The 25,859-nt window shown below is 71.8% G+C and carries 19 protein-coding genes; 6 read left to right on the plus strand and 13 right to left on the minus strand.

The genetic code is table 11. The features are described 5' to 3' along the window. Positions 1-200: 200 nt before the first annotated feature. Positions 201-1,841, minus strand: coding sequence for an ABC-F family ATP-binding cassette domain-containing protein (locus ACZ60E_RS06295; RefSeq protein WP_469438705.1), 1,641 nt, complete (start codon positions 1,839-1,841; stop codon positions 201-203). 76 nt (positions 1,842-1,917) lie between these two features. After that, a complete protein-coding gene (locus ACZ60E_RS06300; RefSeq protein ID WP_469438709.1) occupies positions 1,918-2,937 on the minus strand; it encodes an oxidoreductase in 1,020 nt (339 codons plus the stop codon). 66 nt (positions 2,938-3,003) lie between these two features. On the opposite strand from ACZ60E_RS06300, the gene ACZ60E_RS06305 reads away from it, so the two are divergent. Then, a complete protein-coding gene (locus ACZ60E_RS06305) occupies positions 3,004-4,017 on the plus strand; it encodes an FAD-dependent oxidoreductase (protein WP_469438712.1) in 1,014 nt (337 codons plus the stop codon). A gap of 144 nt (positions 4,018-4,161) precedes the next feature. Here the strand turns inward: ACZ60E_RS06305 and ACZ60E_RS06310 are convergent, their stop codons facing one another. The 3 genes from ACZ60E_RS06310 to ACZ60E_RS06320 all read right to left on the minus strand — a co-directional run bounded on the left by ACZ60E_RS06310 (position 4,162) and on the right by ACZ60E_RS06320 (position 9,245). Beyond that, on the minus strand, positions 4,162-5,895 hold the full coding sequence (locus ACZ60E_RS06310; protein ID WP_469438715.1) for a BCCT family transporter: 1,734 nt from the start codon (positions 5,893-5,895) through the stop codon (positions 4,162-4,164). Positions 5,896-5,982: 87 nt separating this feature from the next. Beyond that, positions 5,983-7,284 carry a M14 family metallopeptidase gene (locus tag ACZ60E_RS06315; protein WP_469438717.1) on the minus strand — a complete coding sequence of 434 codons (1,302 nt, stop codon included), beginning with the start codon at positions 7,282-7,284 and terminating at the stop codon, positions 5,983-5,985. After that, entirely contained in the window at positions 7,281-9,245 is a 1,965-nt protein-coding gene (locus tag ACZ60E_RS06320) for a Xaa-Pro dipeptidyl-peptidase (RefSeq protein ID WP_469438719.1), read from the minus strand. The genes ACZ60E_RS06315 and ACZ60E_RS06320 overlap by 4 nt, the downstream gene beginning before the upstream one ends. Before the next feature lie 232 nt (positions 9,246-9,477). Between ACZ60E_RS06320 and ACZ60E_RS06325 the strand changes: the two genes are divergently transcribed. Next, positions 9,478-10,980, plus strand: a complete 1,503-nt coding sequence (locus ACZ60E_RS06325; protein WP_469438721.1) for a M1 family metallopeptidase — start codon at positions 9,478-9,480, stop codon at positions 10,978-10,980. A 200-nt stretch (positions 10,981-11,180) separates the two neighbouring features. On the opposite strand, the gene ACZ60E_RS06330 is transcribed toward ACZ60E_RS06325, so the two are convergent. Further along, positions 11,181-11,564 carry a hypothetical protein gene (locus tag ACZ60E_RS06330; RefSeq protein ID WP_469438724.1) on the minus strand — a complete coding sequence of 128 codons (384 nt, stop codon included), beginning with the start codon at positions 11,562-11,564 and terminating at the stop codon, positions 11,181-11,183. A 164-nt stretch (positions 11,565-11,728) separates the two neighbouring features. Here ACZ60E_RS06330 and ACZ60E_RS06335 point away from each other — a divergent pair, with 164 nt between their 5' ends. Continuing rightward, the gene (locus ACZ60E_RS06335) at positions 11,729-12,433 is read left to right on the plus strand and encodes a MerR family transcriptional regulator (protein WP_384815558.1); all 705 of its coding nucleotides are present in this window, start codon (positions 11,729-11,731) and stop codon (positions 12,431-12,433) included. Between the two features lie 30 nt (positions 12,434-12,463). On the opposite strand, the gene ACZ60E_RS06340 is transcribed toward ACZ60E_RS06335, so the two are convergent. Further along, positions 12,464-13,189 (minus strand): SDR family NAD(P)-dependent oxidoreductase, encoded by a 726-nt coding sequence (locus ACZ60E_RS06340; protein WP_469438730.1) that lies wholly within the window; start codon positions 13,187-13,189, stop codon positions 12,464-12,466. A gap of 191 nt (positions 13,190-13,380) precedes the next feature. On the opposite strand from ACZ60E_RS06340, the gene ACZ60E_RS06345 reads away from it, so the two are divergent. Genes ACZ60E_RS06345 through ACZ60E_RS06355 form a run of 3 tightly spaced genes read left to right on the plus strand, consistent with a single transcriptional unit; the run spans position 13,381 to position 17,046 of the window. Next, positions 13,381-14,448, plus strand: coding sequence for an ABC transporter permease (locus ACZ60E_RS06345; RefSeq protein ID WP_469438731.1), 1,068 nt, complete (start codon positions 13,381-13,383; stop codon positions 14,446-14,448). A 23-nt stretch (positions 14,449-14,471) separates the two neighbouring features. Next, positions 14,472-15,542 (plus strand): sugar ABC transporter substrate-binding protein, encoded by a 1,071-nt coding sequence (locus tag ACZ60E_RS06350; RefSeq protein WP_469438734.1) that lies wholly within the window; start codon positions 14,472-14,474, stop codon positions 15,540-15,542. Between the two features lies 1 nt (position 15,543). Then, positions 15,544-17,046: a sugar ABC transporter ATP-binding protein gene (locus ACZ60E_RS06355; RefSeq protein ID WP_469438737.1), complete on the plus strand. Its 1,503-nt coding sequence runs from the start codon at positions 15,544-15,546 to the stop codon at positions 17,044-17,046. A gap of 40 nt (positions 17,047-17,086) precedes the next feature. On the opposite strand, the gene ACZ60E_RS06360 is transcribed toward ACZ60E_RS06355, so the two are convergent. The 6 genes from ACZ60E_RS06360 to ACZ60E_RS06385 form a co-directional block, all read right to left on the minus strand. Next, positions 17,087-17,821, minus strand: coding sequence for an IclR family transcriptional regulator (locus ACZ60E_RS06360; protein ID WP_469438739.1), 735 nt, complete (start codon positions 17,819-17,821; stop codon positions 17,087-17,089). Between the two features lie 87 nt (positions 17,822-17,908). Beyond that, positions 17,909-19,534 (minus strand): thiamine pyrophosphate-binding protein, encoded by a 1,626-nt coding sequence (locus ACZ60E_RS06365; protein ID WP_469438741.1) that lies wholly within the window; start codon positions 19,532-19,534, stop codon positions 17,909-17,911. 269 nt (positions 19,535-19,803) lie between these two features. Beyond that, on the minus strand, positions 19,804-22,008 hold the full coding sequence (locus ACZ60E_RS06370; protein ID WP_469438743.1) for a 3-hydroxyacyl-CoA dehydrogenase NAD-binding domain-containing protein: 2,205 nt from the start codon (positions 22,006-22,008) through the stop codon (positions 19,804-19,806). A gap of 76 nt (positions 22,009-22,084) precedes the next feature. Next, positions 22,085-23,299 carry an acetyl-CoA C-acetyltransferase gene (locus tag ACZ60E_RS06375; protein WP_453793238.1) on the minus strand — a complete coding sequence of 405 codons (1,215 nt, stop codon included), beginning with the start codon at positions 23,297-23,299 and terminating at the stop codon, positions 22,085-22,087. Positions 23,300-23,339: 40 nt separating this feature from the next. Beyond that, positions 23,340-24,482 (minus strand): acyl-CoA dehydrogenase family protein, encoded by a 1,143-nt coding sequence (locus ACZ60E_RS06380; protein WP_384808680.1) that lies wholly within the window; start codon positions 24,480-24,482, stop codon positions 23,340-23,342. Further along, positions 24,479-25,714 carry a CaiB/BaiF CoA transferase family protein gene (locus tag ACZ60E_RS06385; protein WP_469438749.1) on the minus strand — a complete coding sequence of 412 codons (1,236 nt, stop codon included), beginning with the start codon at positions 25,712-25,714 and terminating at the stop codon, positions 24,479-24,481. Before ACZ60E_RS06385 ends, ACZ60E_RS06380 begins: the two co-directional genes overlap by 4 nt. Between the last annotated feature and the right edge of the window lie 145 nt (positions 25,715-25,859).

Here is a 25,859-nt window from a genome sequence, read left to right on the forward strand (position 1 = left end):
CCACGCCCCCCCCCCTCACCACCCTGCGGTACGGCAAGGGGNNNNGGGGACGGGGGGGGGGGGGGGGGGGGGGGGGGGGGGGGGGGGGCCGGGGGGGGGGGGGGGGGGGGGGGGGGGGGGGGGGGGGGGGGGGGGGCCGGGGGGGGGGCCCCCCCGCCCCCCCCCCCCCCCACGACGGTGCGGTCCGTCACGGGGAACGCTCAGCGTTCCACCACCTTGCCCGCGGCCACCTCCAGGCGGCGGGTCGTGCGGACCGCGTTCAGCATGCGGCGGTCATGGGTGACCAGGAGCAGCGTGCCCTCGTAGGAGTCGAGGGCCGACTCCAGCTGTTCGATGGCAGGCAGGTCGAGGTGGTTGGTCGGCTCGTCGAGGACCAGGAGGTTCACGCCTCGGCCCTGGAGCAGGGCCAGGGCAGAGCGGGTGCGTTCGCCCGGGGAGAGGCTGGCGGCCGGGCGCAGGACGTGTTCCGCCTTGAGGCCGAACTTGGCCAGGAGCGTACGGACCTCGGCCGGCTCGGTGTCGGGGACGGCCGCGCAGAACGCGTCGAGCAGGGCCTCCGTGCCGTGGAACAGCTTGCGGGCCTGGTCGACCTCGCCGACGATCACTCCCGAGCCGAGCGTGGCGTGCCCCGAGTCCAGCGGCACCCGCCCGAGCAGGGCGCCGAGCAGCGTGGACTTGCCCGCGCCGTTCACGCCGGTGACGGCCACCCGGTCCGCCCAGTCGATCTGGAGCGTGGCCGGGCCGAAGGTGAAGTCGCCGCGCCGGACCTCGGCGTCGCGCAGGGTGGCGACCACGGAGCCGGACCGCGGGGCCGCCGCGATCTCCATCCGCAGCTCCCACTCCTTGCGGGGCTCCTCCACCACGTCGAGCCGCTCGATCATGCGCTGGGTCTGCCGGGCCTTCGCGGCCTGCTTCTCGCTGGCCTCGCTGCGGAACTTGCGGCCGATCTTGTCGTTGTCGTTGTTCGCCTTGCGCCGGGCGTTCTTGACGCCCTTGTCCATCCAGGAGCGCTGCATCTGGGCGCGGCCCTCAAGGGCGGACCGTTTGTCGGCGTACTCCTCGAAGCCCTCGCGGGCGTGCCTGCGCGCCACGTCCCGCTCCTCCAGATAGGCCTCGTAGCCGCCGCCGTACAGGGTGATCTGCTGCTGCGCCAGGTCGAGTTCGAGGACCTTGGTGACCGTGCGGGTCAGGAACTCGCGGTCGTGGCTGACGACGACCGTTCCCGCGCGCAGCCCGGAGACGAAGCGTTCGAGGCGCTCCAGACCGTCCAGGTCGAGGTCGTTGGTCGGCTCGTCGAGCAGGAACACGTCGTAGCGGGACAGAAGGAGCGAGGCGAGTCCGGCGCGGGCCGCCTGACCGCCGGAGAGCGAGGTCATCGGCTGGTCCAGGCCGACGGCGAGGCCGAGCGAGTCGGCGACCTCCTCGGCCCGCTCGTCGAGGTCGGCGCCGCCCAGCGCGAGCCACCGCTCCAGGCTGTCCGCGTACGCGTCGTCCGCGCCCGGTGCCCCGTCGACGAGCGCCTGTGTGGCCTCGTCCATGACCCGCTGGGCCTCGGCCACGCCGGTGCGGCGCGCCAGGAACTCCCGTACGGACTCGCCTGGCCGGCGCTCCGGCTCCTGCGGCAGATGGCCGACGGCCGCGGCGGGCGGGGAGAGCCGCAGCTCGCCCTCGTCGGGCTTGTCGAGACCGGCGAGCATCCGGAGGAGGGTGGACTTGCCCGCGCCGTTGGCACCGACGAGACCGATCACGTCGCCGGGCGCGACGACGAGGTCGAGTTCGGCGAAGAGGGTGCGGTCGCCGTGGCCGGCGGCGAGGTTCTTGGCGACGAGAGTGGCAGTCATCAGGAGGCCGATCCTAATCGCCGGGCCCGCGCGCCCGCGCCAGGGTTTCGCGCACGCGGGCGCCCGGCCCTGACTGTCAGCGGGCCATCGCCTCCACCAGTACGCTCCCGGACGTCCGCGCCACGATGAAGGACTCCCCTCTGGTCGCCTTCGTGTCCAGCGGAAGCCGGTGGCGGCCCGCTTCGAGGACGCCGTCGAAGACCTCGTGCATATGGGTGCGGTAGAGGCGGTCCAGCCGGTACGCGGTCAGCCGGACCCGGCAGGGTGAGGTGACCTCGATGCCCGCCTCGCCGTCGGCGGCGACCAGCCGGGTCAGCCGGCGCTGTTCCCGGGGGCTGCGGTCCAGGGCGTTCTCTATCTGGGCGACCAGGAGCGGGACGATCGGGGCCAGCCCCTCGACGTACGCGACGTCGACGCCGGCCTGTTCGAAGGAGCGCCGGACGTCGGCGCGTTCGTGCTCGGTGACGGCCCGGCCGAAGGCGACGGCGCCGTAGGTGCGCAGTTCGTCGGCGGGTACGCCGGTGGCGTCCCGGGTGATGTCGGCGCCGATGCCGATGATGCGCAGGGCGGCGGCGAGCTTGCCCAGGACGGCGGCCCGGGCGCCGATGAGCAGGACCCGGCGGCGCTCGCCCCTGGCCCCGGCGAGCAGGGAGCCGAGGGCGGCACGGTACGTGTCGCCGTGGAAGCGGAAGGGGCCGATGCCGTGATAGCCGTTCCGTTCCAGGTCCGGGTGTTCGTCGGTCTGCCAGGCGAAGTCGCGCCAGACGAAGTCGTCGCCGTGCCGGTCGATCACGGCGGTCACGGCACCGCAGGCGAGGTCCTCGCACTCCGGGCAGCCGTATATGACGTACCGGCCGCCCTTCAGCGGAGGGTCGGCTTCCAGCAGCAGGCTCTGCACCTGGGCGATGAAGATCGCGGGTGGTACGTCGGAGGCGAGGGGGGACACGGCGTCGAGGTCGGACAGCTGGTACAGCAGCGGGCGTCCGTCGACGATGAAGTCGACGAAGTCCCGGTGCGCTTGGTAGTCACCGTTGGCCAGTACTCCACCGGCACGCATCGCCGGTGCCAGGCCGAAGGTCGCGTACTCGGCAGACATGCTGTGAGTATTCCCGGACTGGGCCAACTCTGAGCACGGCATGACATATTCCGCTAACGTCCCCGCGTGGCGGAAGATCGAAGCAGTGACGTGATCGTGGTCGGCAGCGGGGTCATAGGACTCACGACGGCCCTGGTTCTGGCCGAGAGCGGCAGACGCGTACGGATCTGGACGCGGGAGCCCGCCGAGCGGACCACCTCGGCGGTTGCGGGCGCGCTCTGGTGGCCGTACGCCATCGAGCCGCAGGATCTCGCGCGGACGTGGGCCTTGCGATCACTGTCCGTGTACGAGGAGTTGGCGGCGCGGCCCGACGAGACGGGCGTACGCATGGTCGAAGGTGTCATGGGCGAGGCGCGCCTTGACGAGCAGGGGCCGTGGGCCGCGGCCCGGTTGCCGGGGCTGCGGGCGTCCACGGCCGAGGAGTACGCGGGCCCGGGGCTGTGGGCGAAGCTGCCGCTGATCGACATGCCGGTGCATCTGGGGTGGCTGCGGGCGCGGTTCCTGCGGGCGGGCGGGGTGGTCGAGTCACGGACTGTGACGGACCTCGCGGAGGCCCGGGCGCAGGCGGCCGTCGTCGTCAACTGCACGGGGCTCGGGGCTCGGGAGTTGCTCGGGGACACGGCGGTGCGGCCCGTGCGGGGGCAGTTGGTGATCGTGGAGAACCCGGGGATCCGGACGTGGCTGGTGTCCACGGACGCGGTGGCCGGGACGACCACGTATCTCTTTCCGCAGCCGGGGCGGCTGGTGCTCGGCGGGACCACGGACGACGGGGAGTGGTCACTGGAGCCCGATCCCGCGGTGGCCGCGGGGATCGTCGCGCGCTGTGCGGTGCTCCGGCCGGAGGTGGCGGGGGCGCGAGTGCTGGGGCATCGGGTGGGGGTGCGGCCCGTGCGGTCCGCTGTGCGGCTCGAACGGGATGCCTTGGGCGGCGGCTCGGCGGGGAGTGGGGTGTTGGTGCACAACTATGGGCATGGTGGGGCTGGCGTGACGGTGGCTTGGGGATGCGCGGAGGTTGCCCTGGACCTCGTTTCAGGCGCGGGCCCGCTGTGGCTGAGGTCGCGCAGTTCCCCGCGCCCCTAAAAGCAAAAGACTGCGCAGTTCGCCCGCGCCCCCAGGTATCTGGGGGCGCGGGGAACTGCGCGATCAGCCACGGCGAACCCGCAGCCGAGACCCGGCCCGTCGCCTGTCGTGCTCAGGGGCGCGGGGAACGGCGCAGGCACCCGACTACGTGTGGTCGTGCCCCAGTGGGTCGCCGTCCGTTTCCGTGCCGGCACCCGGGCCGACCCGGATCTCGAAGTCGCCGTCGTACTTCTTGTGGCCTTCGATCACGGCCAGTTCCACCGCCTCGGACCCCATCTCGTTGCGGACGATGACCGGATCCCGCCGCAGATCCCGCATGAGGGCGACGCACATGCCGATCATCACGAGGACAAAGGGCGCGGCGGCCAGGATCGTGAGGTTCTGCAGGCCCGTGAGCGCGTCCCCGTCACCACTGCCGACGAGCAGCATGATCGCGGCCACCGCACCGGTCACCACGCCCCAGAAGATCACGACGAACCGGCCGGGTTCGAGTGCGCCCTTCTGGGAGAGCGTGCCCATGACGATGGACGCGGCGTCGGCGCCCGAGACGAAGAAGATGCCGACGAGGATCATCACGAGCAGGCTGGTGGCCGTCGCGATGGGGAACTCCTGGAGGACGCCGAAGAGCTGGCCCTCGGGGGTCGTCTTGCCGGCGAGCGCGCCGCCCTCCTTCAGCTTCATCGCCGTACCGCCGAAGATCGCGAACCAGACCAGGCTGACCGTGCTGGGCACGAGGATGACGCCGCCGACGAACTGCCGGATGGTGCGGCCACGGCTGATGCGGGCGATGAACATGCCGACGAAGGGCGTCCAGGAGATCCACCACGCCCAGTAGAAGACGGTCCAGCTGCCGAGCCAGTCGGCGACGCCCTTGCCGCCGCTGGCCTCGGTGCGGCCGGCGAGCTGGGGCAGGTCACCGAGGTAGGAGAAGATCGAGGTGGGCAGCAGGTCGAGCACGATGATGGTGGGGCCCGCGATGAACACGAACACCGCGAGCACCAGGGCCAGCACCATGTTGATGTTGGACAGCCACTGGATGCCCTTCTCGACACCGGAGACGGCCGAGGCGACGAACGCCACGGTCAGCACGGCGATGATCGAGACGAGCAGTCCGTTGCTCACCTTGTCCATCCAGTCCAGCTCGGTGAAGCCGGAGCCGATCTGGAGGGCGCCGAGGCCCAGTGAGGCCGCCGATCCGAAGACGGTGGCGATGATGGCGAGGATGTCGATCGCCCGGCCGGCCGAGCCGTTCGCGTGCTTCTCGCCGATGAGCGGGGTGAAGACGGCGCTGATGGTCTGGCGCCGGCGCTTGCGGTAGGTGCTGTAGGCGATGGCGAGGCCGACCACCGCGTAGATCGCCCACGGGTGCAGGGTCCAGTGGAAGAGGGTGGTGGCCATCGCCGTCTCCATGCGTTCCGCGGAGTCGGCGGGCGTGGTGCCCGGCGGGGGTGACGTGTAGTGCGAGAGCGGTTCGCTCACGCCGTAGAACATCAGTCCGATGCCCATGCCGGCGCTGAACATCATCGCCACCCAGGAGACGGTGCGGAACTCGGGCTCCTCACCCTCCGCACCGAGGTGGATTCTTCCGTAGCGGCTGATCGCGAGCCACAGCGCGAAGACCACGAAACAGGAGGCTGCGAGCATGAACGCCCAGCCGCCGTTGTGGATCAGGCCGTTGAGCATCGTGGTGGAGGCGCTCTCCAGGGAGTCGGTGGCCACCGCTCCCCAGATCACGAACGCCACGGTGAGTGCGGCCGTGACGCCGAACACCACCCAGTCCGTGCGGGGGCGGGATGCCCGGTCCGCTGAGGCGTCCGGGTCGCCGGAGACGGCCGCCGGATCGTCCCGGCCTCCCCTGTCCTTCAGATCTTCGGTCATCGGCGGCACCTTCCCCGGAAAGCGTTCGGCACACATTCCTGATCGTGTGCCTACGACCTACCACAGGTACCGCCGATCCCAACCGCCTCAGCAGCGGGTGTCGGGTTCCGCAACCGTCAGGTGGTACGGCGCACGCTCGTCGAGCAGCAACGGGACGAGTGCACGCAGGGACTGGCGCAGCGGTACACGGGCCCCGGCGCCGTCGGAGTCCGGTCGCGCCGAGACGCCGTGCAGGGCCAGCTCGTCCTTGACGTCCGCGTACTGGTCCGCCGTCAGCCGGTAGGCGCAGGGCGGGTCCGCGATGGTCTCGGACGGTTCGGCCGGGTCGTTGTCGGCGCCTGACGTGTAGACCGGTCCGGTGTCCCGGTAGCCGGCCAGCCGGGCCGCCGACGTGGCCGCCCCGAGCCGGCCGCGCCGTTCGTCGGTGAAGTCGAACAGGCCTCCCAGCGCGGCCAGTTGGGAGTGGACGCGGCGTCGGTTGTTGAGTGCCTCGTCGGCCTTCTCGGCCTCGGTGAGGGCGTCGACGCGGCTCTCGATGAGCAGTCCGGCGCCGTGCTTGACGCCGGTCATGTTCCGCAGGATCCGCTCCTGCCCGTCACCGGCCACCTGCCGGATCGGGTCGCCGGTCACCGGGTCGGTCCAGATGCCGTACGTCCCGGTCGAGTACCCGGCGGCCTGCGCGGCGGGCCGTACGTACGTCTGCGAGAGGGTCTGTGCCTCGTCGTGCACGGCAGGGTCGGTGTTGAGGTTGCGCGGCCAGAGGTCGAAGAGGTCCTTGTCGTAGTAGGGGGGTGTGGCTCCGTACTCGTGCAGGTCGTAGACCACGTCGGGCTGCCGGTCGCGGACGACGGCGGCCGTCGCGCGTGCCTCGGCCGTCCGGAGCGCGAGGTGGTCGCGGTTGATGTCGACGCCGTCGCTGTTGCCGCGGGTGTCGGCGGCCCGGCCGTCCGGGTTGGCGGTGGGCACGACGAGCAGCGTGGTGCGGTCGAGGAATCGTCGGGTGCGCGCGTCCTTGGCGTACGCGAGATCTCGGACGGTGGTGAGGCAGGCCTCGCGGCCCGACGGTTCGTCACCGTGCTGGCTGCAGACGAGCAGCACGGTGGTGGCGGCGCGCGGGTTTCCGACGCGTACGAGCTGGACGGGCCGGTTCTGTTTCGTGGTGCCGATCCGGCTGAGCGAGACGCGGTAGCTCGCCCGGTCGACCGCGGCGAGAAGGGTCTGCTCCTCGGGCTGGGTGGTCCAGCGTGCTCCGTCGGTCTGCTCGAACCCGGTGCGGGGCGGGCCTTCGGCCGCCTGGGCGGGTGCGGTGAGGAGGGGTGCGGTGAGCGCCACCGCCGTCAGGGCGAGGGCCGCGGCCCGGCGGGGTGGTGTCGGTCGCTGCCGTGTCATCCCGCACCGCCTCCGGGTACGCGGTGGGTGGCGCGCGGTTCGCCGACGCCGTCGAGGATCGCGTCGGGCGTGATGTACGAGGTTCCCGAGGTGGCGCGGGCGAAGGCGGCGGTCCCTCCGACGAGCGGCACGGCGGCAGACGTACGGGACAGGTCGAGCGTGAGCGTCGGGGTGGTCGACGGCGGGTCGATGAGGCCCTGGTCGGTACCGGCGACGATCAGCGCGAGCCGGTGGCCCTTCGGGACGACGTGGTCGCTCGCGTGCAGGTCGAGCGTGAGGGTGTACGCCTTGCCCGGGGTGAGCGGCTCGCCCTTCGTGGCGGACGAGTGGTTGCCGAGGTCGGCCCAGCCGCGGCTGAACACCGTGTACTCGACGTCGGTCGTCCTGGCCGCGGTCTCCCTGAAGCAGGAGCTGTCGCCGGTGGTGCTCGGCCCCCAGCAGGTGCGCTCGGTGAGCGTCGTGATGCCCTCGCCGGCTGCGGAGTAGTCACGGATCGTGTCGGGGCCGAGGTCGACGAGGACCGCGGACAGATGGGCGCTGGTCGTGGTCGGCGTGGCGGTGACGGTCACCTTGGAGGAGCCGGAGAGGCGGACGTCACGGGTGAGCGGCCGGCTGGTGAAGCCGGCCTTGGCGGAGGTGGACCGGTCGATCTCGGCGGCCCAGTCGGTCTCGTCCTGGCCCGGGTCGTCGGTGAAGGTCTCGGTGCCCTTTCCGGTACGCAGTCCGAGGGTGCCGACGCCCGCCTGCTCGCCCTTGGCCGGGCGGAGCTTCACGGTGTCGGTGCCGCGCGGCGGCCAGACGGCCGAGGTGGCCCACTGGTCGGGGGCACGCTCGATGTCGGCCATCGGCTCGTCGTCGACGCCGTTGTCGTAGCCGAGGAGTTCGTGGTCGAACCAGCGGTGCAGGGTGTCGGCCCAGGCCGCGCGGCGGAAGTCGAAGGGGTCGACGTGGCCGGTCTGGGACAGCCAGATCTTGCGGTCGACGCCGTTCTTCGCGAGGCCGTCCCACCACTGGCCGAAGTGCTTCGGGCGGACGTTGAGGTCCTGCATGCCGTGGATGACGAACACGCTGGCGTCCACCTTGCGGACGTCCTTCACGTAGTCGCGCTCGGTCCAGAACGTCGTCCAGTCGCCGGTGCGCGGGGCCCCGTCCACGATCTTCTGCTGGACGGCGGCGCACCTGGCGCGGGCGTCGGGGCTCTCGACGTAGTCGGACAGCCATTCGGGGCCGGAGTCGTAGAGGGGGACGCCCTTGGCGAAGTAGTAGTCGTACCAGGAGGAGATGGCCGCGATCGGGACGATCGTCTCCAGGCCCTCGACGCCGGTGGCGGCGACCCCGTTGGCGATGGTGCCGTCGTAACTCTTGCCGATCATGCCGGTTCTGCCGTTGGTCCAGCCGGCCTTGGCCCTCGTGTCCCCCGTACGGGAGGTGTAGCCCTTGCCGCGGCCGTTCAGCCAGTCGACGACGGCCTTCGCGGACTGGACGTCGGAACGGCCGCCGACGTCCACGCAGCCGTCGGAGCGGTTGGTGCCGGCGAGGTCGACGGCGACGAAGGCGTAGCCGCGCGGTACGAAGTAGTTGTCGTAGTACAGCGGCATCTGGACGACGTTGCCGTCCGCGTCGTACGTCTTGCGCTGGCTCTCGTTGCCCCGGCCGCAGCAGGAGTAGTACGGGCTGGCGTCCATGATCACGGGTACCTTGCGGCCCTGCTGGGCGGGCTCGCTCGGGCGGACGATGTCGACGGCGACCCGGTCGGTCCGCCCGTCGCTGTCGCCGTCGAGCCCGGTGTCCACCCAGACGGACTCACGGACGGCGTTGTCGTACGAGTAGACGGGGGTGCTCTCCCGCGGAGCGCTGTGGGCGACGGCCGGGGTGAGGAACGTGGCCATCAGGGCGGCGGTGGCCGCCGTCGCGAGCGATCTCCAGGTGATGAGGCGCATGTAGCGCGCAGGTGTCCGCATGCGCGGAAGGTACTCCGGTCAACTCTCGTGCAAAAGGGGGCCGATTGGGGTGTCGTCCTCCTCATCGGGTGTGGCTTGAAAGGTGCGTCGGGCTCTAGATCTCATGTGTTGGCGGCACACGTGTCGGCCGAATGGCGATCGTGTGACAGGAGCGGCCATGGACAGGGGTGGGCCCACAGCGCGTGAATAGGCTCCGGACAGACTTCCCGCCCCCCACGACTTGGAGCTTGACGTGCATCGCAGACTCATCGCCCCGGGCGCGCTCGTGGCCTCCCTGCTGCTGGCGATCCCGGCATCCGCCGCGAGCTGGTCGCCCGGGGCGCCGGGCATCGGCGACCCCTACTACCCGGCGTACGGCAACGGCGGGTACGACGTCTCCCACTACGACCTGCGGCTCACGTACCAGCCGGCGACGGACCGGCTGGAGGGCACGGCGACCCTGCTGGCCAAGACCACCCAGGATCTCTCGCGTCTGAATCTGGACTTCCTGCTCGATGTGAGCGAGGTGCGGGTCAACGGCGCCAAGGCGTCGTACACGACCTCGGGCGAGCACGAGCTGGAGATCACGCCGAAGAGCCCGCTGCCCGCCGGTACGGCCGTCACGGTCGTGGTGCGCTACAGCGGGGTGCCGTCCACGAAGACAGCGTACGGGTTCACCAGCTGGCACCGCACGCCGGACGGCGGGGTCGGGGCGAACGAGCCCGAGGCGGCCTGGTGGTGGTTCCCCAGCAACGACCATCCGCTGGACAAGGCCACGTACGACGTGTCGGTCGCCGTGCCGGACGGGTCCCAGGCGATCTCCAACGGCACGCTGCAGTCGACGAGTTCGCGGGCGGGCTGGACGCGCTACAGCTGGCGGTCCAACAAGCCGCAGGCCACGTACCTCGCCACGCTGGCCGTCGGGAAGTTCGACGTCACCACGGGCACGTCGGAGAGCGGCATCCCGATCGTCAACGCGTACAGCAAGGACCTGGGCGACAACTACGGGGCCGCGCGGGCGAGCATCGAGCGGACCGGGGAGGCCGCGGACTGGCTGGCCGAGTACTTCGGGCCGTATCCGTTCAATGCCCTGGGCGGATATGTCCCCAACACGAACACCGGGTACGCGCTGGAGACGCAGACCCGGCCGTTCTACAGTCCGCGGCAGTTCGCGAGCGGGACGAACGTGTCCGTGGTCGTCCATGAACTGGCCCACCAGTGGTACGGCGACTCCGTGTCGGTCGCCGGATGGAAGGACATCTGGATCAACGAGGGCTTCGCGCGGTACGCGCAGTGGCTGTGGTCGGAGCACGAGGGCGAGGGGACGGCGCAGGAGATCGCGGACTACGTGTACGCGTCACGGCCCGCGGAGGATCCGTTCTGGACCGTCGCCCCCGGGGACCCGGGGCCGGAGAACCAGTTCCACATCGCGGTGTACGACCGCGGGGCGCTGGCCTTGCAGGCGCTGCGGAACGAGGTCGGGGACGAGGCGTTCTTCGCCGTCCTGAAGGGCTGGCCCGCACGGTACGCGTACGGCAACGCGACCGTCGGTGACTTCGTGCGGTACGCCGAGTCGGTGTCGGGGCAGCCGCTCGCGGGGCTGTTCGACACGTGGCTGTACCAGGCGTCCAAGCCGGGGGTGCCCGCTGCGCGGGCCGCTTCCATCGCGCCCGGGGCCGCGGGGTCGGAGGCGGCGCCTGTGCGGCCGAAGTCCTGGAAGAAGATCGCCGCCACCAACTCCGTCCACGCCCACTGAGTCCGGCTCCGCCGGGGGGGCAGGTCTGGGGGGGGCTTGCTTGTGCCGGTGGGGATGTGCGGGTCGCGGGGTGGCTGGCCGCGCCGTTCCCCGCGCCCCTCACGGGCGCGGCTGCGCCGGGGCGGGCCAGGGGGTGCGGCCTTGTGACGGTGAGGCCGTGCGGGATGCGTCGTGGCCGGGCGCGCCGTTCCCCGCGGCCCTTACGGGCGCGGCTCCGCCGGGGTCGTGTGGGTTGTGGGGTGGGCGGGGGCGTCGTTCCCCGGCGGCCTTGCGGGGCGGGGGCCGTCCGCTGCCAGGTTCGAGGCCAGTTCTGAGACGGCGATGAGGAGCTGGGTCTCGGCGGCGGCGCAGTGGGCCGCCCGGCGGGACCGGCCCTCGGCCAGGATGGCGTCGCGGGCGCGGTGGCCCTCGGCTCGGGTGGCCGCGAGCGCCATGGCGTCCTCGTCCGGGGCCTGCGGGCCGGCCACCGCCTCGTCGCGTATCTCAACGCCCGCGTCGCCCGCCTGTCGTATTCGGGGCAGTACCCGGCGGTAGAACAGAACGGCGACGACGAACAGCGGCAACGCCACGGGGACCATGGCCATGACTTACCCGATCATGCGGGCGCAGCAACGTACATCTGCGCCACCATTGACCGGAACTCACCGTTTGGCCAAGTACGGGTTCTCTTTCACAACTCAGGTGAGACAGCAATACTGTTTCACCGCTGCCGCGTCCGGTGGTGGGTGTTGTACGTTAAGGAGCAGGTATGGCGACGGACATCGGGGAGCCGACGCTCACCGTCGACGAGCTGGCCGCGCGGGCGGGTGTGACCGTGCGGACGGTGCGTTTCTACAGCACCAAGGGACTGTTGCCGCCGCCCGTGATCGGGCCGCGTCGCGTGGGGCACTACAGCCAGGAGCATCTGGCGCGGCTCGCGCTGATCGAGGAGCTGCAGCAGCAGGGGATGACGCTGGCCGGGATCGAGCGCTATCTGCAGCAGTTGCCGGACGGGCTCAGCGCCCAGGACCTGGCCATCCACCGGGCCGTGGTGGCCTCCTGGGCGCCCGACGCGGCGGAGGAGGTGAGCCGGGTCGAGCTGGAGCGCCGGGCGGGGCGCCCGCTCGGGCAGGAGGACCTGGACCGGCTCGCCGCGATGGGTGTGCTGAGGGAGGCGGCGGACCCGGACACGTACCGGGTGGATCTCGGGCTGCTGCGGCTCGGTGTGCAGCTGCTCGACGTACCGATGGCGCACGAGACGATCCTCGCCGCGCGCAACGTCATGGTGAAGCACACGCGCGCCGCCGCCCACGAACTCTCCGTGCTGTTCCGGGACGAGGTGTCCGAGCACGAGTCCGTCGAGGCCGTGCGGGACCTGTCGGCGCACATGCAACCGCTGGTGGTGCAGGCTCTGCTGACGACCTTTCAGCGGTCGTTGAACGAGGAGGTCCGGGAGTGGCTCAGGAACTCCTGAACCGCCCGGCCCGCGTCTCACAAGCAGGTCTCACAAGTAGGCGGAACCGCCTGCCACGTTGAGGGTCTGGCCGGTCAGGAAGCCGCTGCCCTCGTCGACCACGTACAGCAGGGTGGAGACGAGGTCGCACGGCTCCTGCGTTCTGGGGACGGCCTGTTGGGCGCGGACGTGCTCGAACCCGCCGTCCGCGCCGACCGTCCGCGCGGCGGTCTCCGTGCGGACCATGCTCGGCGCGATCGCGTTGACGGTGATGTCGTGCGGCCCGAGCGCCGAGGCGAGCGCACGGGTGAAGCCGATCAGTCCGGCCTTCGAGGCGGTGTACGCCACCATCGTGGGCGGCGCGGTGAGCACGGCGGCCGAGGCGATGTTCACGATGCGGCCCCAGCCCGCCGCCTTCAGATACGGCAGTACCGCGCGGGTCATCAGGAACGGCGCCTCCAGGTTGACGCGCATCACCCGCCGCCACTCCTCGGGCGTGATGTCCTCGAAGTCGCACTCGGGGTAGACACCCGCATTGTTGACCAGGACGTGCAGGGTGCCGAACTGTTCCAGCACCTGCTCCAGGGCCGCCCCGATCTGCGTCTCGTCCGTGACGTCGGCGACCAGCTCCACATAGTCCAGGATGCGGTCGGCCGTCTCCCGCTGCGGAACCAGGTCGAGCCCCGCGACCCGGTAGCCGCGTCCCGCGAGTGCGACGGCGAACTCCTGCCCGAGGCCCTGTGCCGCGCCGGTCACCAGGGCGGTACGCGTCTCCATGCGGTGAGTGTGATGACCCGTCAGGCAGGCGGCAAGGGTGCGTTTCCGGTCTGCGGAACGGCCGGCCGGCCCGGCTGACGGCGACGGGCCCGGGCGCTGTTCCATTCGCCGGAACGTCCTTGTTGCCGCGTACGCCCCACGGGCCGACGCTGCGGGCGGACCCAGCCGCCAGCGTTCCGGAGCCGTGCCCGATGACCGAGACCGACCGTGCCGTGGACGACGCCGAGCGCGCCCGCGAACAGGGCGGAGGAGCACGGCGGTTCGGGCTGCCGTCGGCCGGATCGTGGGCGGCGCGCCTCACGCCCCGGTGGCTCCCCGACGAACTCGGCGTCCTGGTCGTCCTCGCGCTGCTCGTCGCCGGCATCGGCATCCCGTACCCCGACTTCCTCGACAGCGACAACCTGCTCACCACCGCGCACAACTCCGTCTACATCTCGCTGATGGCGTGCGGCATGGTCTTCGCGCTGGCCATGCGCGAGGTCGACCTGTCCGTCGGCGGCAGTTACGCGATGTGCCTGGTCGTCGGCGCCCTGCTGGTGCGGGAAGGCGTGGAGCCCTGGCTGGCGGTCCCGGTGATGCTGCTGACCGGGATCGCGCTGGGCGTCTTCAACGCGCTGGTCACCACCCTGCTGGCGCTGCCCTCGTTCATCGTCACGCTGGGCACCCTGATGCTGTTCCGGGGCATCGGGCTCGCGCTCGCCGACGGCAAGCAGATCACCGATCTGCCGCTGGACGACTCGTTCTTCACGCTCGCGGGCGGTGACGTGGGCGGTGTGCCGTTCGCGCTGTGGGTGCTGCTCGCCGTGACGGCGGTCCTGACCGTGGTGCTCGCCCGTACCCGTTTCGGGTCGCGGGTGCGGGCCATCGGCTCCAATCCCGACGCGGCCACGTTCAGCGGAATCCCCGTCGTGCGTACGCGCGTTCAGGCCCTCGCGCTGTCCGGGCTCACCACGGCCTGCGCGTCGGTGCTCGCGCTCGCCTACTACGGCGCAGGGGACCCGACGCTGGGCCAGGGGTACGAGCTGCAGGCCATCGCCGCGTGCATCATCGGCGGCACACCGCTGGCGGGCGGACGCGGTTCGGTCGTCGGGGCGGTGGCCGGCGCGCTGATCCTGTCCGTCGTCGCCTCCGGCCTCGTGTTCTTCGAAGTACCCATCAACTGGACGTCGTTCGCGACCGGCGCGGTGATCCTCGTCGCGGTCGCGGCGGACAGCGCCCTGCGCCGCAGAGGACGCCGCCGAGAAAACCGCAGACAGTGACGTCACCGCACCTGGAGGCCCTGATGCACCCCCGATTCCGTACCCTGTCCGGCGCCCTCGGCGCGCTGGTGCTCCTCTGTGCCACCGGATGCGGCAACGACGACGACTCCGGAGGCGGGGGCGGCGGGAAGCTCGACATGGGTATCGCGGTGGCCAACATCAGTCTCAACTTCGCGCACGAGATGGTGCTCGGCGCGGAGAGCGCCGCCGACCACGCGGGCAACGTGAACTTCAAGGCCGTCGGGCCGCCCAACACGGACGGTCCTGCCGAGGTCCAGCTCTTCCAGAACCTCACCGCCGTCGCGAAGGACGGCATCGTCCTGGAGAACCTGGACCCGCCGATCTTCACCCGCCCCGCCGCCCGCGCCGTCGACCAGGGCATTCCGCTCGTCGCCCTGGACACCTCCCCCACCGAGGGCAGCAAGATCACGTTCTATGTGGGCAACGACAACTACGCGCTCGGCGAGCTGATGGCCCAGGAGGCGCTGAAGCGGCTGGGCGACGATCCGAAGGGCGAGATCGTCGTCGGGGTGCCCAATCCGGGGACGCCGGTGCTCGACAACCGGGCCAGGGGCATCGCCGACACGTTCAAGAAGGAGGCGCCGGGGGTGAAGGTGCTCGGCCCCTTCCAGACGTACAGCGATCCCGGTCAGAACCACAGTTCCTGGGCCTCGCAGGTCGCCGCGCACCCCAAGGCGCTCGCCTTCCTCGGGGTCGGGGACGCCGACAGCTACAACCTCGCGAAGATCAAGAAGGAGAAGGGCGGGAAGTGGCTGACGGCCGGTTTCGACGTCGACCCCAAGACCCTGGACGCGGTGAAGGACGGCTCGAACTTCGTCACCATCGACCCGCAGCACTTCCTCAAGGGCTATCTCTCCACGGCGATCCTGATCGAGTCCGTGCGCGAGAAGGACGGGAAGCTGCCCGACGGCTGGTTCCTGTCCCCCGGCGGTGTCGTGGACTCCTCGAACATCGCCGAGGTCACCGCGCGGCAGAAGTCCCCGGGGGCCGCGTACGACTGGTACAAGCCGGTGATCGACAAGCTGCTCGGCGACCAGGACGCACAGCTCAAGCCGTTGAAGGACGCGCGCTGAGATGAGTCGTGGGGACATGCTGGACGCGCGGTCACTCGTCAAGTCGTACGGCGGGGTGAAGGCCCTGGACGGGGCGGACATACGGCTGCGGGGCGGCGAGGTGCACGCGCTGGTCGGGGAGAACGGGGCGGGCAAGTCGACCCTCGTACGCATCCTGTCGGGGACCCTGGCGCCGGACGAGGGATCGGTGCGGCTCGCCGACCGGGCCAGGGAGGGCGGAATCGCCGTCGTCTCGCAGGAGTTGAGCCTCTTTCCCGATCTCACGGTCCGCGAGAACCTCTTCCCCCACCGCCCGCCGCGCCGCTTCGGACTGCTCGACCGGGGCGCGATGGACCGCGCGGCCCGGCCGGTCCTCGCCGAGCTGGGACTCGACGTCGATCCAGGCACGCTGCTGGGCGAACTGCCGCTCGCCGATCAGCAGTTGACGGAGATCGCCCGCGCACTGCTGCGCCGACCGCGCGTACTGGTCCTCGACGAGCCCACCTCCGCGCTGTCGGCCGCCGCCGTGGACCGCCTCGAACAGGTCCTGCGCACCCTCACGGAGCGGGGCATCGCGATCCTGTACGTCACCCACTTCCTGGAGGAGGTGATGCGCTTCGCCCACCGCGTGACGGTACTGCGGGACGGCCGGGTCACCCTGGCCGGTGTGCGGGGCGAGGAGATCGGCGTACCGGACCTGGTGAAGGCGATGCTGGGCGCCGCGCCACCGCTTCCGGTACGCCGCGAGCGCGCCCCGGCCGACGGGCCGCCGCCGGTCGTGCTCTCCGAGGTGTGCGTCCCGGGGCGGCTGACGGACGTGACGTTCACGGTGCGCGCGGGCGAGGTGGTGGGCGTGGCCGGGCTGCAAGGGGCGGGCCATCTCGACGCGTTGGCGGTGGTGTGCGGGCGTACGTCCATCTCGGCGGGCCGGGTCGGCGTCGGCGACCGGGGGCTCCCGCGCTCCTTGCGCGACGCGATCCGGGCGGGGGTGGCGTTCGTGCCGAGCGACCGGAAGCGGTTCGGGCTGATGACCGACCGTACGGTGTGGGAGAACACCACATCGGTGAGCTGGCTGGCGCTCGGCCGGGGTGGTGTCATGCCGTCCCGTGCCGAACTCGTGGGCCGCACACTCGACGTGACCGGTCGATTACGTCTGCGGGGCGGCCCGCACGACGTGGTGGCCCGGTTGTCGGGCGGCAACCAGCAGAAGGTCGTCTTCGCCAAATGGCTGGCCACGGACCCTCGTATCGTCGTTCTCGACGATCCCACGCGCGGTGTGGACGTGGGGGTGCGGGCCGAAATGCACGCGATCGTGGGCGAGTTGGCGGCGGGTGGTGCTGCCGTCCTGGTCGCGTCGACCGACCTGGCCGAACTGACGGAGGTCTGCGACCGCGTCCTGGTCTTCGTGCGGGGACGGATCACCGCGGAGGTGAGCGGCGGGCGGCTCACCGAACACGAGCTGGCGGCGGCGATGCAGTCGGGGGCGGACGCGCGGAGCAACGGACACGGACGTCAACGGAGTTGACGGCCCCGTCCACCCCGCCCCGTCCGTCACGCCCTGTCCGTCACGCGGACAGCTGTCGTGTCAGGGCGCGGGCCGCCGCGCACACCCGGGCGCCGACGCGGTCCACGTCGAGGCGGCGGGTGCCACCGGTCACGGAGAGCGCGGCGACGGGGCGGGCGTCCCGGGCGTACACCGGGGCCGCCACGGCGGAGACACCGACCTCGGCCTCCTCCAGATTGACACCGAAGCCGCGTGCACGGGTGCGTGCGAGGTCGCGGGCGAGCTGCCCCGGCAGGACCAGGGAGCGGGGGGTGAGGCGCGCCAGGGACGGGCCGGGCGGCCGGGGGTCGTGGGCCAGGAAGACCTTCCCCGTGGCGGTGCAGTGGGCGGGCAGCCGGCCCCCGGTGCGCGAGACGATCGGCGTGGCGCGGCGGCCGGTCAGCTTCTCCAGGAAGAGCGTGTCGGGTCCGTCGGGGACGGCCAGGTGCACGTTCTCGCCCGTCGCCTCGTACAGGTCGCCGAGGAACGGCAGCGCCACGTCCCGCAGTTCACGCGCGGACGGCGCCGACTGGCCGAGGACGAAGAGCGTGAGACCGATGCGGTAGCGGCCGTCCGGGGCGCGTTCCATGAGCCCCAGCGCGACCAGTTCGGCCAGCAGCCGGTGCGCGGTCGGCTTGGGCAGCCCCGTACGCAGCGACAGCTCGGCCAGGCTCTGCGGGCCCTCCGACTCACCGCAGGCGCGCAGCAGCGCCGCACCGCGCGCGAGCACCGACTTCGGCACCTGACCGTCCGTCATGGACCGATGGTCGGGCCCCGGCAGGCGGGTGACAAGGTGCGGGTCCCTGTGAGTCGTCCTGAGTCGTCGGCGAGTCGCCCGCTCCCGCTAGCGCAGAGGCACGTCGACTAGCATCGGACGCGTCAACTCACCTGCTCCCGCGACGAGTTCGCGCAGCTGGTCCGCGCTGCCCGCCCGCACGGCGTCGACTCCGAAGAAGCGGGCCGCCTGGGTGAAGTCGAGCCGCCCCAGTTCGGTGCCGGGGCAGATCCCGGTGCCGCCTCGCGCCTCGTAGGTGTCCTGGAGGGTGCGGTAGGCGCCGTTGCCCATCACCACGAACAGCACGGGGGCCGCGTACCGTGCCGCGCTCCACAGGCCCTGCAGGCCGAAGAGGGTGCAGCCGTCACCGAGGACGGCGACCACGGGCCGGCCCGGTTCGGCCAGGGCCCGGCCGACCGCCGCGCCGATCCCCCAGCCGAGGCCGCCGCCGACGGTGTGGGTGTAGCTGCCGGGCCGGTCGAGGTGGACGAGTCTGCGGAGCAACAGGCCCACGGTGATGGCCTCTTCGACGACGGCCGTGCCGGGCGGGAGTCCGCGCGCCACGGCGTGGGCGGCGGCCCAGGGCGCCAGAGGTGCCGGGGAGTACGCGGCACGCGCGGCGGCCTCCGTACGGCCGCGCTCCGCCGTGTGCCGGTCGCCGGCGCGCAGCACTCTGGTCTTCGCGGTGTGCGCGGGGATGCGTTCGGGCAGCAGTTCGGCGAGCCGGTCCAGGGAGGGCCCGAGTGCGCCCACGAGGCCGTGGTCGGCGGGGAAGTTGCGGCCGATCTCGTCCGGGTCCGAGTCGAGCTGGACGACGGTGATCCCGGGCGGCAGCGCGGGGCCCGGGGTGTAGTGATGCGGGGTGAAGGCGTGCGCTCCCACGATGAACAGGGTGTCGTACGGATCCAGCGCGGCCCGGATCGCGTCGTGGCGCGGCGGCAGCATCCCCGCGTACAGGGGGTGGGTGGTCGGGAAGTTCAGGAAGTCGGCCATCGGCTGGTGGTGCACGGGTGCCCCGCAGGCCTCGGCGGTGCGCACGAGCGCGGCCGTGGCGTCCTCGCGGCCCACGCCGTCGCCCGCGACGATCACGGGCCGTGTCCCGCCGCCGAGCAGGACGGCGGCCCGGTCGAGTCCGCCGGCCGGCGCGGGTCTGGGCGCCGGCGTACGGGCGGGGACCTCGACCTCGGTGTCCTCCGCCAGCAGGTCCATGGGCACGGACACGAGCACGGGCCCGGCGGGCGGCCTGGCGGCGAGCGCGAAGGCGCGGCGCAGCGCGAGCGGCAGGTCGCGGGCGTGCTGGATGTCGTACGCGGCCTTCACGGCCGGTGCGGCGAGCGCGACGAGGTCGGCGCTGAGCATGGGGTCCTGCTGGAGGTGGCGGCGGTCCTGCTGTCCGGCCATCACGACGAGCGGGGTGCGTGAGCGGCGGGCGTTGAGCAGGCCGATGAGTCCGTTGGCGAGGCCGGCCGCGATGTGGAGGCTGACGAAGGCGGTCCTGCCGGTGGCGCGGGCGTAGCCGTCCGCCATGGAGACGACCGCGCCCTCGTGGACGCCGAGGACGTACTCGGGTGCCTGCTCGGCGTCCGCGAGGGCTGCCAGGAACGGCAGTTCGGTGGTGCCGGGGTTGCCGAAGACGCGGTCCACGCCCTCGCCGCGCAGGATGTCGAGCAGGGCGGGGGCGGGGCGGCGACCCATCGTTGGCTCCTCGTGGGGACGGGGACCGGTCGCCCGTCAGCGTCGGGGCTCCGCCCCACCGGGGGCAAGGGGTGCGTACCACTCAGCGGTACTCGGTGCGTGCCGCGCGTCGGTTGTGTTCGTCTGCGGCGCCGTCGTGGCTGGTCGCGCAGTTCCCCGCGCCCCTAAAAACGGGGCTGCGCCCCTGTTTTTCGCCCTTGAGGGGCGCGGGGAACTGCGCGACCAGCCCCCACCGGCCCGCAGACGACAACGCACCCCCAAGGGCCCCGTCAGCGGTCGCTGAACCGCTCCCCCTTCGCCGCCTTCTCCACCAGCAGCGCAGGCGGCGCGAACCGCTCCCCGTACCGCTCGGCCAGTTCCCGCGCGCGGGCCACGAACGCGGCCGGCCCGGTGCCGGACCCGTCACCGCCCTCGTAACCGTTGATGTACTGCAGGACACCGCCCGTCCAGCCGGGGAAGCCGATCCCGAAGATGGATCCGATGTTGGCGTCGGCGACCGAGGTCAGGACGCCCTCCTCCAGGAGGCGGACGGTGTCGAGCGCTTCGGAGAACAGCATGCGCTCCTGCATGTCCCGGAAGGGGATCTCCGCGTCCGGGCGCGTGAAGTGCTCCCGCAGTCCGGGCCACAGCGCGGCCCGCCTGCCGTCCGCCCCGTACTCGTAGAAGCCCGCGCCGCCGCTGCGCCCGGTGCGGCCGAACTCGTCGACCATGCGGTCGATGACCTCGTCGGAGGGATGCGCCGTCCACGTGCCGCCCGCCTCCTCGACGGCCCGCTTCGACTCGGCGCGGATCTTGCGGGGCAGGGTGAGCGTCAGCTCGTCCATCAGGGAGAGCACCTTGGCCGGGTAGCCGGCCTGGGCGGCGGCCTGCTCGACGGAGGCGGGCTCGATGCCCTCTCCGACCATCGCCACGCCCTCGTTGATGAAGTGCCCGATGACCCGGGAGGTGAAGAAGCCGCGCGAGTCGTTGACGACGATCGGGGTCTTCCTGATCTGCCGTACGAGGTCGAAGGCACGGGCCAGGGCCTCGTCGCCGGTCCGCCCGCCCTTGATGATCTCGACGAGGGGCATCTTGTCGACGGGCGAGAAGAAGTGCAGTCCGACGAAGTCGCTCTGCCGCTCGACGCCCTCGGCGAGCGCGGTGATCGGCAGGGTCGAGGTGTTGGAGCACAGCAGCGCGTCCGGTTCGACGATGTGCTGGATCTCCTGGAACACCTTGTGCTTGAGCGCCGGGTCCTCGAAGACGGCCTCGATGACGGCGTCGCAGCCCGCCACGTCCTGGGGGTCCGCGGTCGGCGTGATGCGGGCGAGCAGCGCGTCCGCCTTCTCCTGGCTCGTACGGCCGCGGGAGACGGCCTTGGCGCAGAGCTTCTCGGAGTAGGCCTTGCCCTTGGCGGCGGCCTCGGCGGAGACGTCCTTGAGGACGACGTCGATGCCCGCGCGGGCGCACGAGTACGCGATGCCGGCGCCCATCATCCCGGCGCCGAGGACGGCGACCCTGCGGACCTGGCGGGGCTCGACGCCCTTGGGGCGGTTGGCGCCGGAGTTGACGGCCTGGAGGTCGAAGAAGAAGGCCTGGATCATGTTCTTGGAGGTCTGGCCCGCGGCCAGTTCCACGAAGTACCGCGCCTCGATGACCTGCGCGGTCTCGAAGTCGACCTGGGAGCCCTCGACGGCCGCCGCGAGGATGTTGCGCGGCGCCGGGTAGGGCGCGCCGCCCGTCTGCTTGCGCAGGTTGGCCGGGAAGGCGGGCAGGTTCGCCGCGAACTTCGGGCTGGCGGGGGTGCCGCCCGGGATGCGGTAGCCGGGCTTGTCCCAGGGCTGGCTCGACTCGGGGTTGGCGTCGATGAAGGCGCGGGCCCTGGCCAGCATGTCCTCCCGGGTGTCCGCCACTTCGTGGACGAGGCCGTTCTCCAGGGCGAGCCGCGGACTGTACTGGGTGCCCTGGAGGAGCACCTTGAGGAGGGCGTCGGCGATACCGAGGAGGCGTACGGTCCTGACGACGCCGCCGCCTCCGGGCAGCAGGCCGAGCGTCACCTCGGGGCAGCCGATCTTGGAGCCGGGCGCGTCGAGGGCGACCCGGTGGTGGCAGGCCAGCGCGATCTCGTAGCCGCCGCCCAGGGCCGCGCCGTTCATGGCGGCGACGACGGGCTTGCCGAGGGTTTCGATGCGGCGCAGGTCGCGCTTGATGGCGAGGCCGCCGTCGAGGAGTTGCTGGGCCGTCTCGGGGGTGACCCGGATGAGGTCGCGCAGGTCGCCGCCCGCGAAGAAGGTCTTCTTGGCGGAGGTGAAGACGATGCCGCGGATGGCCGCGGGGTCGGCCTGCACCTCGGCCTCCAGGCGGTCGGCGATCGCGGTGAGCGACGCGCGGAACGCCTGGTTCATGGTGTTCGCGGACTGGCTGGGATCGTCGAGGACCAGGGTGACGACACCGGTGTCGTCCTGTTCCCAGCGGATGGTGGTGCTCTCGGTCATGAGGGTTTTCTCCGTTGAAGTCCGGGGGTCCACTGAAGTCCCGGGGGCCGCTGACGTCCCGGGTGCCGCTGGGGAGTTACAGGCGCTCGACGATCGTCGCGATGCCCATGCCGCCGCCCACGCAGAGCGTGGCGAGGCCGAACCGCTTGTCCTGGCGCTCCAGTTCGTCGACGAGCGTGCCGAGGATCATCGCGCCGGTCGCGCCGAGGGGGTGACCGAGGGCGATCGCGCCGCCGTTGACGTTGACCTTGTCCAGGGACAGGCCCATGTCCCGGGCGAACCGCAGGACGACCGCGGCGAAGGCCTCGTTGATCTCGACGAGGTCGATGTCGTCGATGGTCAGCCCGGCCTTGGCGAGTGCCTTGCGGGTGGCGGGCGCGGGCCCGGTGAGCATGATGGTCGGCTCGGAGCCGGAGACGGCCGCGGAGACGATCCGCGCGCGCGGGGTGATTCCGTACCGCTCGCCGACCTCCTTGGAGCCGACGGCGACGAGCGAGGCGCCGTCCACGATCCCGGAGGAGTTGCCCGCGTGGTGGACGTGGTCGATCTTCTCCACCCAGTGGTACTTCTGCAGCGCCACGGCGTCGAAGCCGCCCAGGTCGCCGATGTCCGCGAACGACGGCTTCAGTCTGCCCAGCGAGTCGGCGGTGGTGCCGGGGCGCGGGTGCTCGTCGTGGTCGAGGACGACGAGTCCGTTGCGGTCCTTCACGGGCACGACGGACCTGCCGAACCGGCCGTCCTTCGCGGCCTCGGCGGCCCGCTCCTGGGACAGTGCCGCGTACTCGTCGACATCGCGGCGGGAGAAGCCCTCGATGGTGGCGATGAGGTCGGCGCCGATGCCCTGGGGTACGAAGTCGGTGGCGAGGTTGGTCATGGGGTCGGCGAACCAGGCGCCGCCGTCGGAGGCCATCGGCACCCGGGACATCGACTCGACGCCGCCCGCGAGGACGAGGTCCTCCCAGCCCGAACGGACCTTCATCGCGGCCAGGTTGACGGCTTCCAGGCCCGACGCGCAGAAGCGGTTCTCCTGGACACCGGCCACGGTGTCCGGCAGGCCCGCGGCGATGGCCGAGATCCGGGCGATGTCGGAGCCCTGGTCGCCGACCGGCCCGACGACACCGAGGACGATGTCGTCGATCGCGGCCGGGTCGAGTCCGGGGAAGCGGGCCCGGATCTCGTGGATGAGCCCGACGACCAGGTCGACGGGCTTGGTGCCGTGCAGGGCGCCGTTCGCCTTGCCGCGGCCGCGCGGGGTGCGGATCGCGTCGTACACGTACGCTTCGGTGGTCACTCGTGAGCCTTTCAGGAGGAGCCCGGGGGCACCGGGCGGGTCAGCCGAGCAGGGAACGGCCGATGATCTCCTTCATGATCTCGGTCGTCCCGCCGTAGATGGTCTGGATGCGGCCGTCGGTGAAGGCCTTCGCTACGCGGTACTCCGTCATGTAGCCGTAGCCGCCGTGCAGTTGGAGGCAGCGGTCCGCGACGCGTTTCTGCAGTTCGGTGGCCCACCACTTGGCCATCGAGGCGTGCACGGCGTCGAGTTCGCCCGCCGTGTGGTCGACGACGCAGCGGTCGATGAAGGTGCGGGTGACGGCGCACTCGGTGGCCATCTCGGCTATCTCGAAGCGGATGTGCTGGAGCCTGGACAGGGGCCGTCCGAAGGCCTCGCGCTCCTTGACGTACTCGGTGGTGATCTCCAGCAGGTACTCGGCGGCGGCGATCCCGGCGACGGCGATCCCCATCCGTTCCTGCGCGAGGTTCGTCATCAGGTGCACGAAGGCGCCGTTCAGCTCGCCGAGCAGGTTCTCCTTCGGGACGCGTACGTCGTGGAAGAACAGCTCCGCGGTGTCCTGGGCCTTCTGGCCGATCTTGTCGAGGTTGCGGCCCCGCTCGAAGCCCTCCGTGCCGCGCTCGACGACGAGCAGGGAGAGGCCCTTCGCGCCTCCCTCGGGTGTCGTCTTCGCCACGACGATCACGAGGTCGGCCAGGATGCCGTTCGAGATGAACGTCTTGGAGCCGTTGAGCAGCCAGTGGTCGCCCCGGTCCTCGGCGTGCGTCCTGATGCCCTGGAGGTCGGAGCCGGCGCCGGGCTCGGTCATCGCGATGGCCGTGATCAGGGAGCCGTCGCAGAACCCGGGCAGCCAGCGCCGCTTCTGCTCCTCCGTACCGAGGCCGGTCAGATAGGGCCCGATGATGTCGTTGTGCAGCCCGAGGGCGAGCCCGGCGGCTCCCGCGCGGGTGAACTCCTCGGCGAGCACCGCGCTGTGGCGGAAGTCGGCGTCGCCGCCGCCCCCGTACTCCTCGGGGACGGCGAGACCCAGCAGTCCCTGCCGGCCAGCCGCGAGCCAGGCCTCGCGCGAGACGATGCCGTCCTTCTCCCACTGCTCGTAGTGCGGCAGCACCTCCTTCGTGAGGAAGGTGCGGACGGTCTCGCGGAACGCCTCGTGCTCGGGCGTAAAGATCTGCCGCTTCATTCGGGGGTGCCCTTCGGTCCGGGAGCGCCCGTCGGTTGCGGGGTGCCCTTCGGTTCGGTCGGTGCGGGAACGCCTTCGAGGAGGCCCGGTACGTCCCAGTCGCGGGCCACGTCGGCGGTGCCGGTGCCCGGCAGGGCGGGTCCGCCGCGGACGGCGGTGGGGGTGGCGGAGAAGCGGGGTGCGGGGGCGGGCTGGGTGATGCCGCCGTGGTCGGTGAAGGTGCCGCGGGCCGCGAGATGCGGGTGGTGCGGCGCCTCGCGCAGCGACAGCACGGGCGCCACGCACGCGTCGGAGCCTTCGAAGACGGCCGCCCACTCGTCGCGCGTACGGGTCCTGAAGCGGGCCGCGACCGCCTCGCGCAGCTCGCCCCAGCGGGCCAGGTCCTTGCGTGCGGAGGCGTACTCCCCGAGGCCGAGCAGCTCGGTGAACTCCTCGTAGAACTGCCTCTCCAGGGCGCCGACCGCCATGTGGCGCCCGTCGGCCGTCTCGTACGTGCCGTAGTACGGGCAGCCGCCGTCGAGGAGGTTGGCGCCGCGCCGGTCCTGCCAGCCGCCCGCGGCCAGCATGCCGTGGATCATCGAGGAGAGGTGGGCCGTGCCGTCGACGATCGCCGCGTCCACGACCTGGCCCGCGCCGGTCGCGCGCGCGTGGTGGAGTGCGGCCAGGACGCCCACGACGAGGTACAGGGAGCCGCCCGCGTAGTCCCCGACGAGGTTCGCGGGGACGGCCGGCGGCTCGTCGGGAGCGCCGATCATGCCGAGGGTGCCGGTCAGCGCGATGTACGCGATGTCGTGCCCGGCGCGCGGGGCGAGCGGCCCGTCCTGGCCCCAGCCGGTCATCCGTCCGTAGACGAGTCCCGGATTGCGGGCGTGGCAGGCCTCGGGGCCGATGCCGAGGCGCTCGGCGACACCCGGCCGGAAGCCCTCGACGAGGATGTCGGCGCGCTCGACCAGGTCGAGGACCCGCTCGGCGCCGTCGGCCGCCTTGAGGTCGACGATCACCGAGCGCTTGTTGCGGTTGGTGACGTCGTAGGTCGGGTCGATCGCGAGGGATCCGCCGCCCGGCCGGTCCACGCGGACGACGTCCGCGCCCAGATCGGCCAGGAGCATGGCGGCGAACGGGCCCGGTCCGATGCCCGCCAGCTCGACCACGCGCACCCCGGCCAGCGGACCGTGCCCTGCCGATCCCGGTCCCGCCGTATCCGCCGATTCCGCCCCTGCCGCCGCCGTCATCAAGCCCCCAGCACTGTGACACAACTGATGTAACATCAGTGATGTTAAGAACGCGTTCCACTTCGCACAAGCCCCCGGCGAGCAAGCGCTCAGTCAATTCTGGAAGCCGGGGCCGATTCCCGCGACGGGGCCCTGCTCCGTCCGC

Source organism: Streptomyces sp. NPDC102514 (assembly GCF_055584525.1).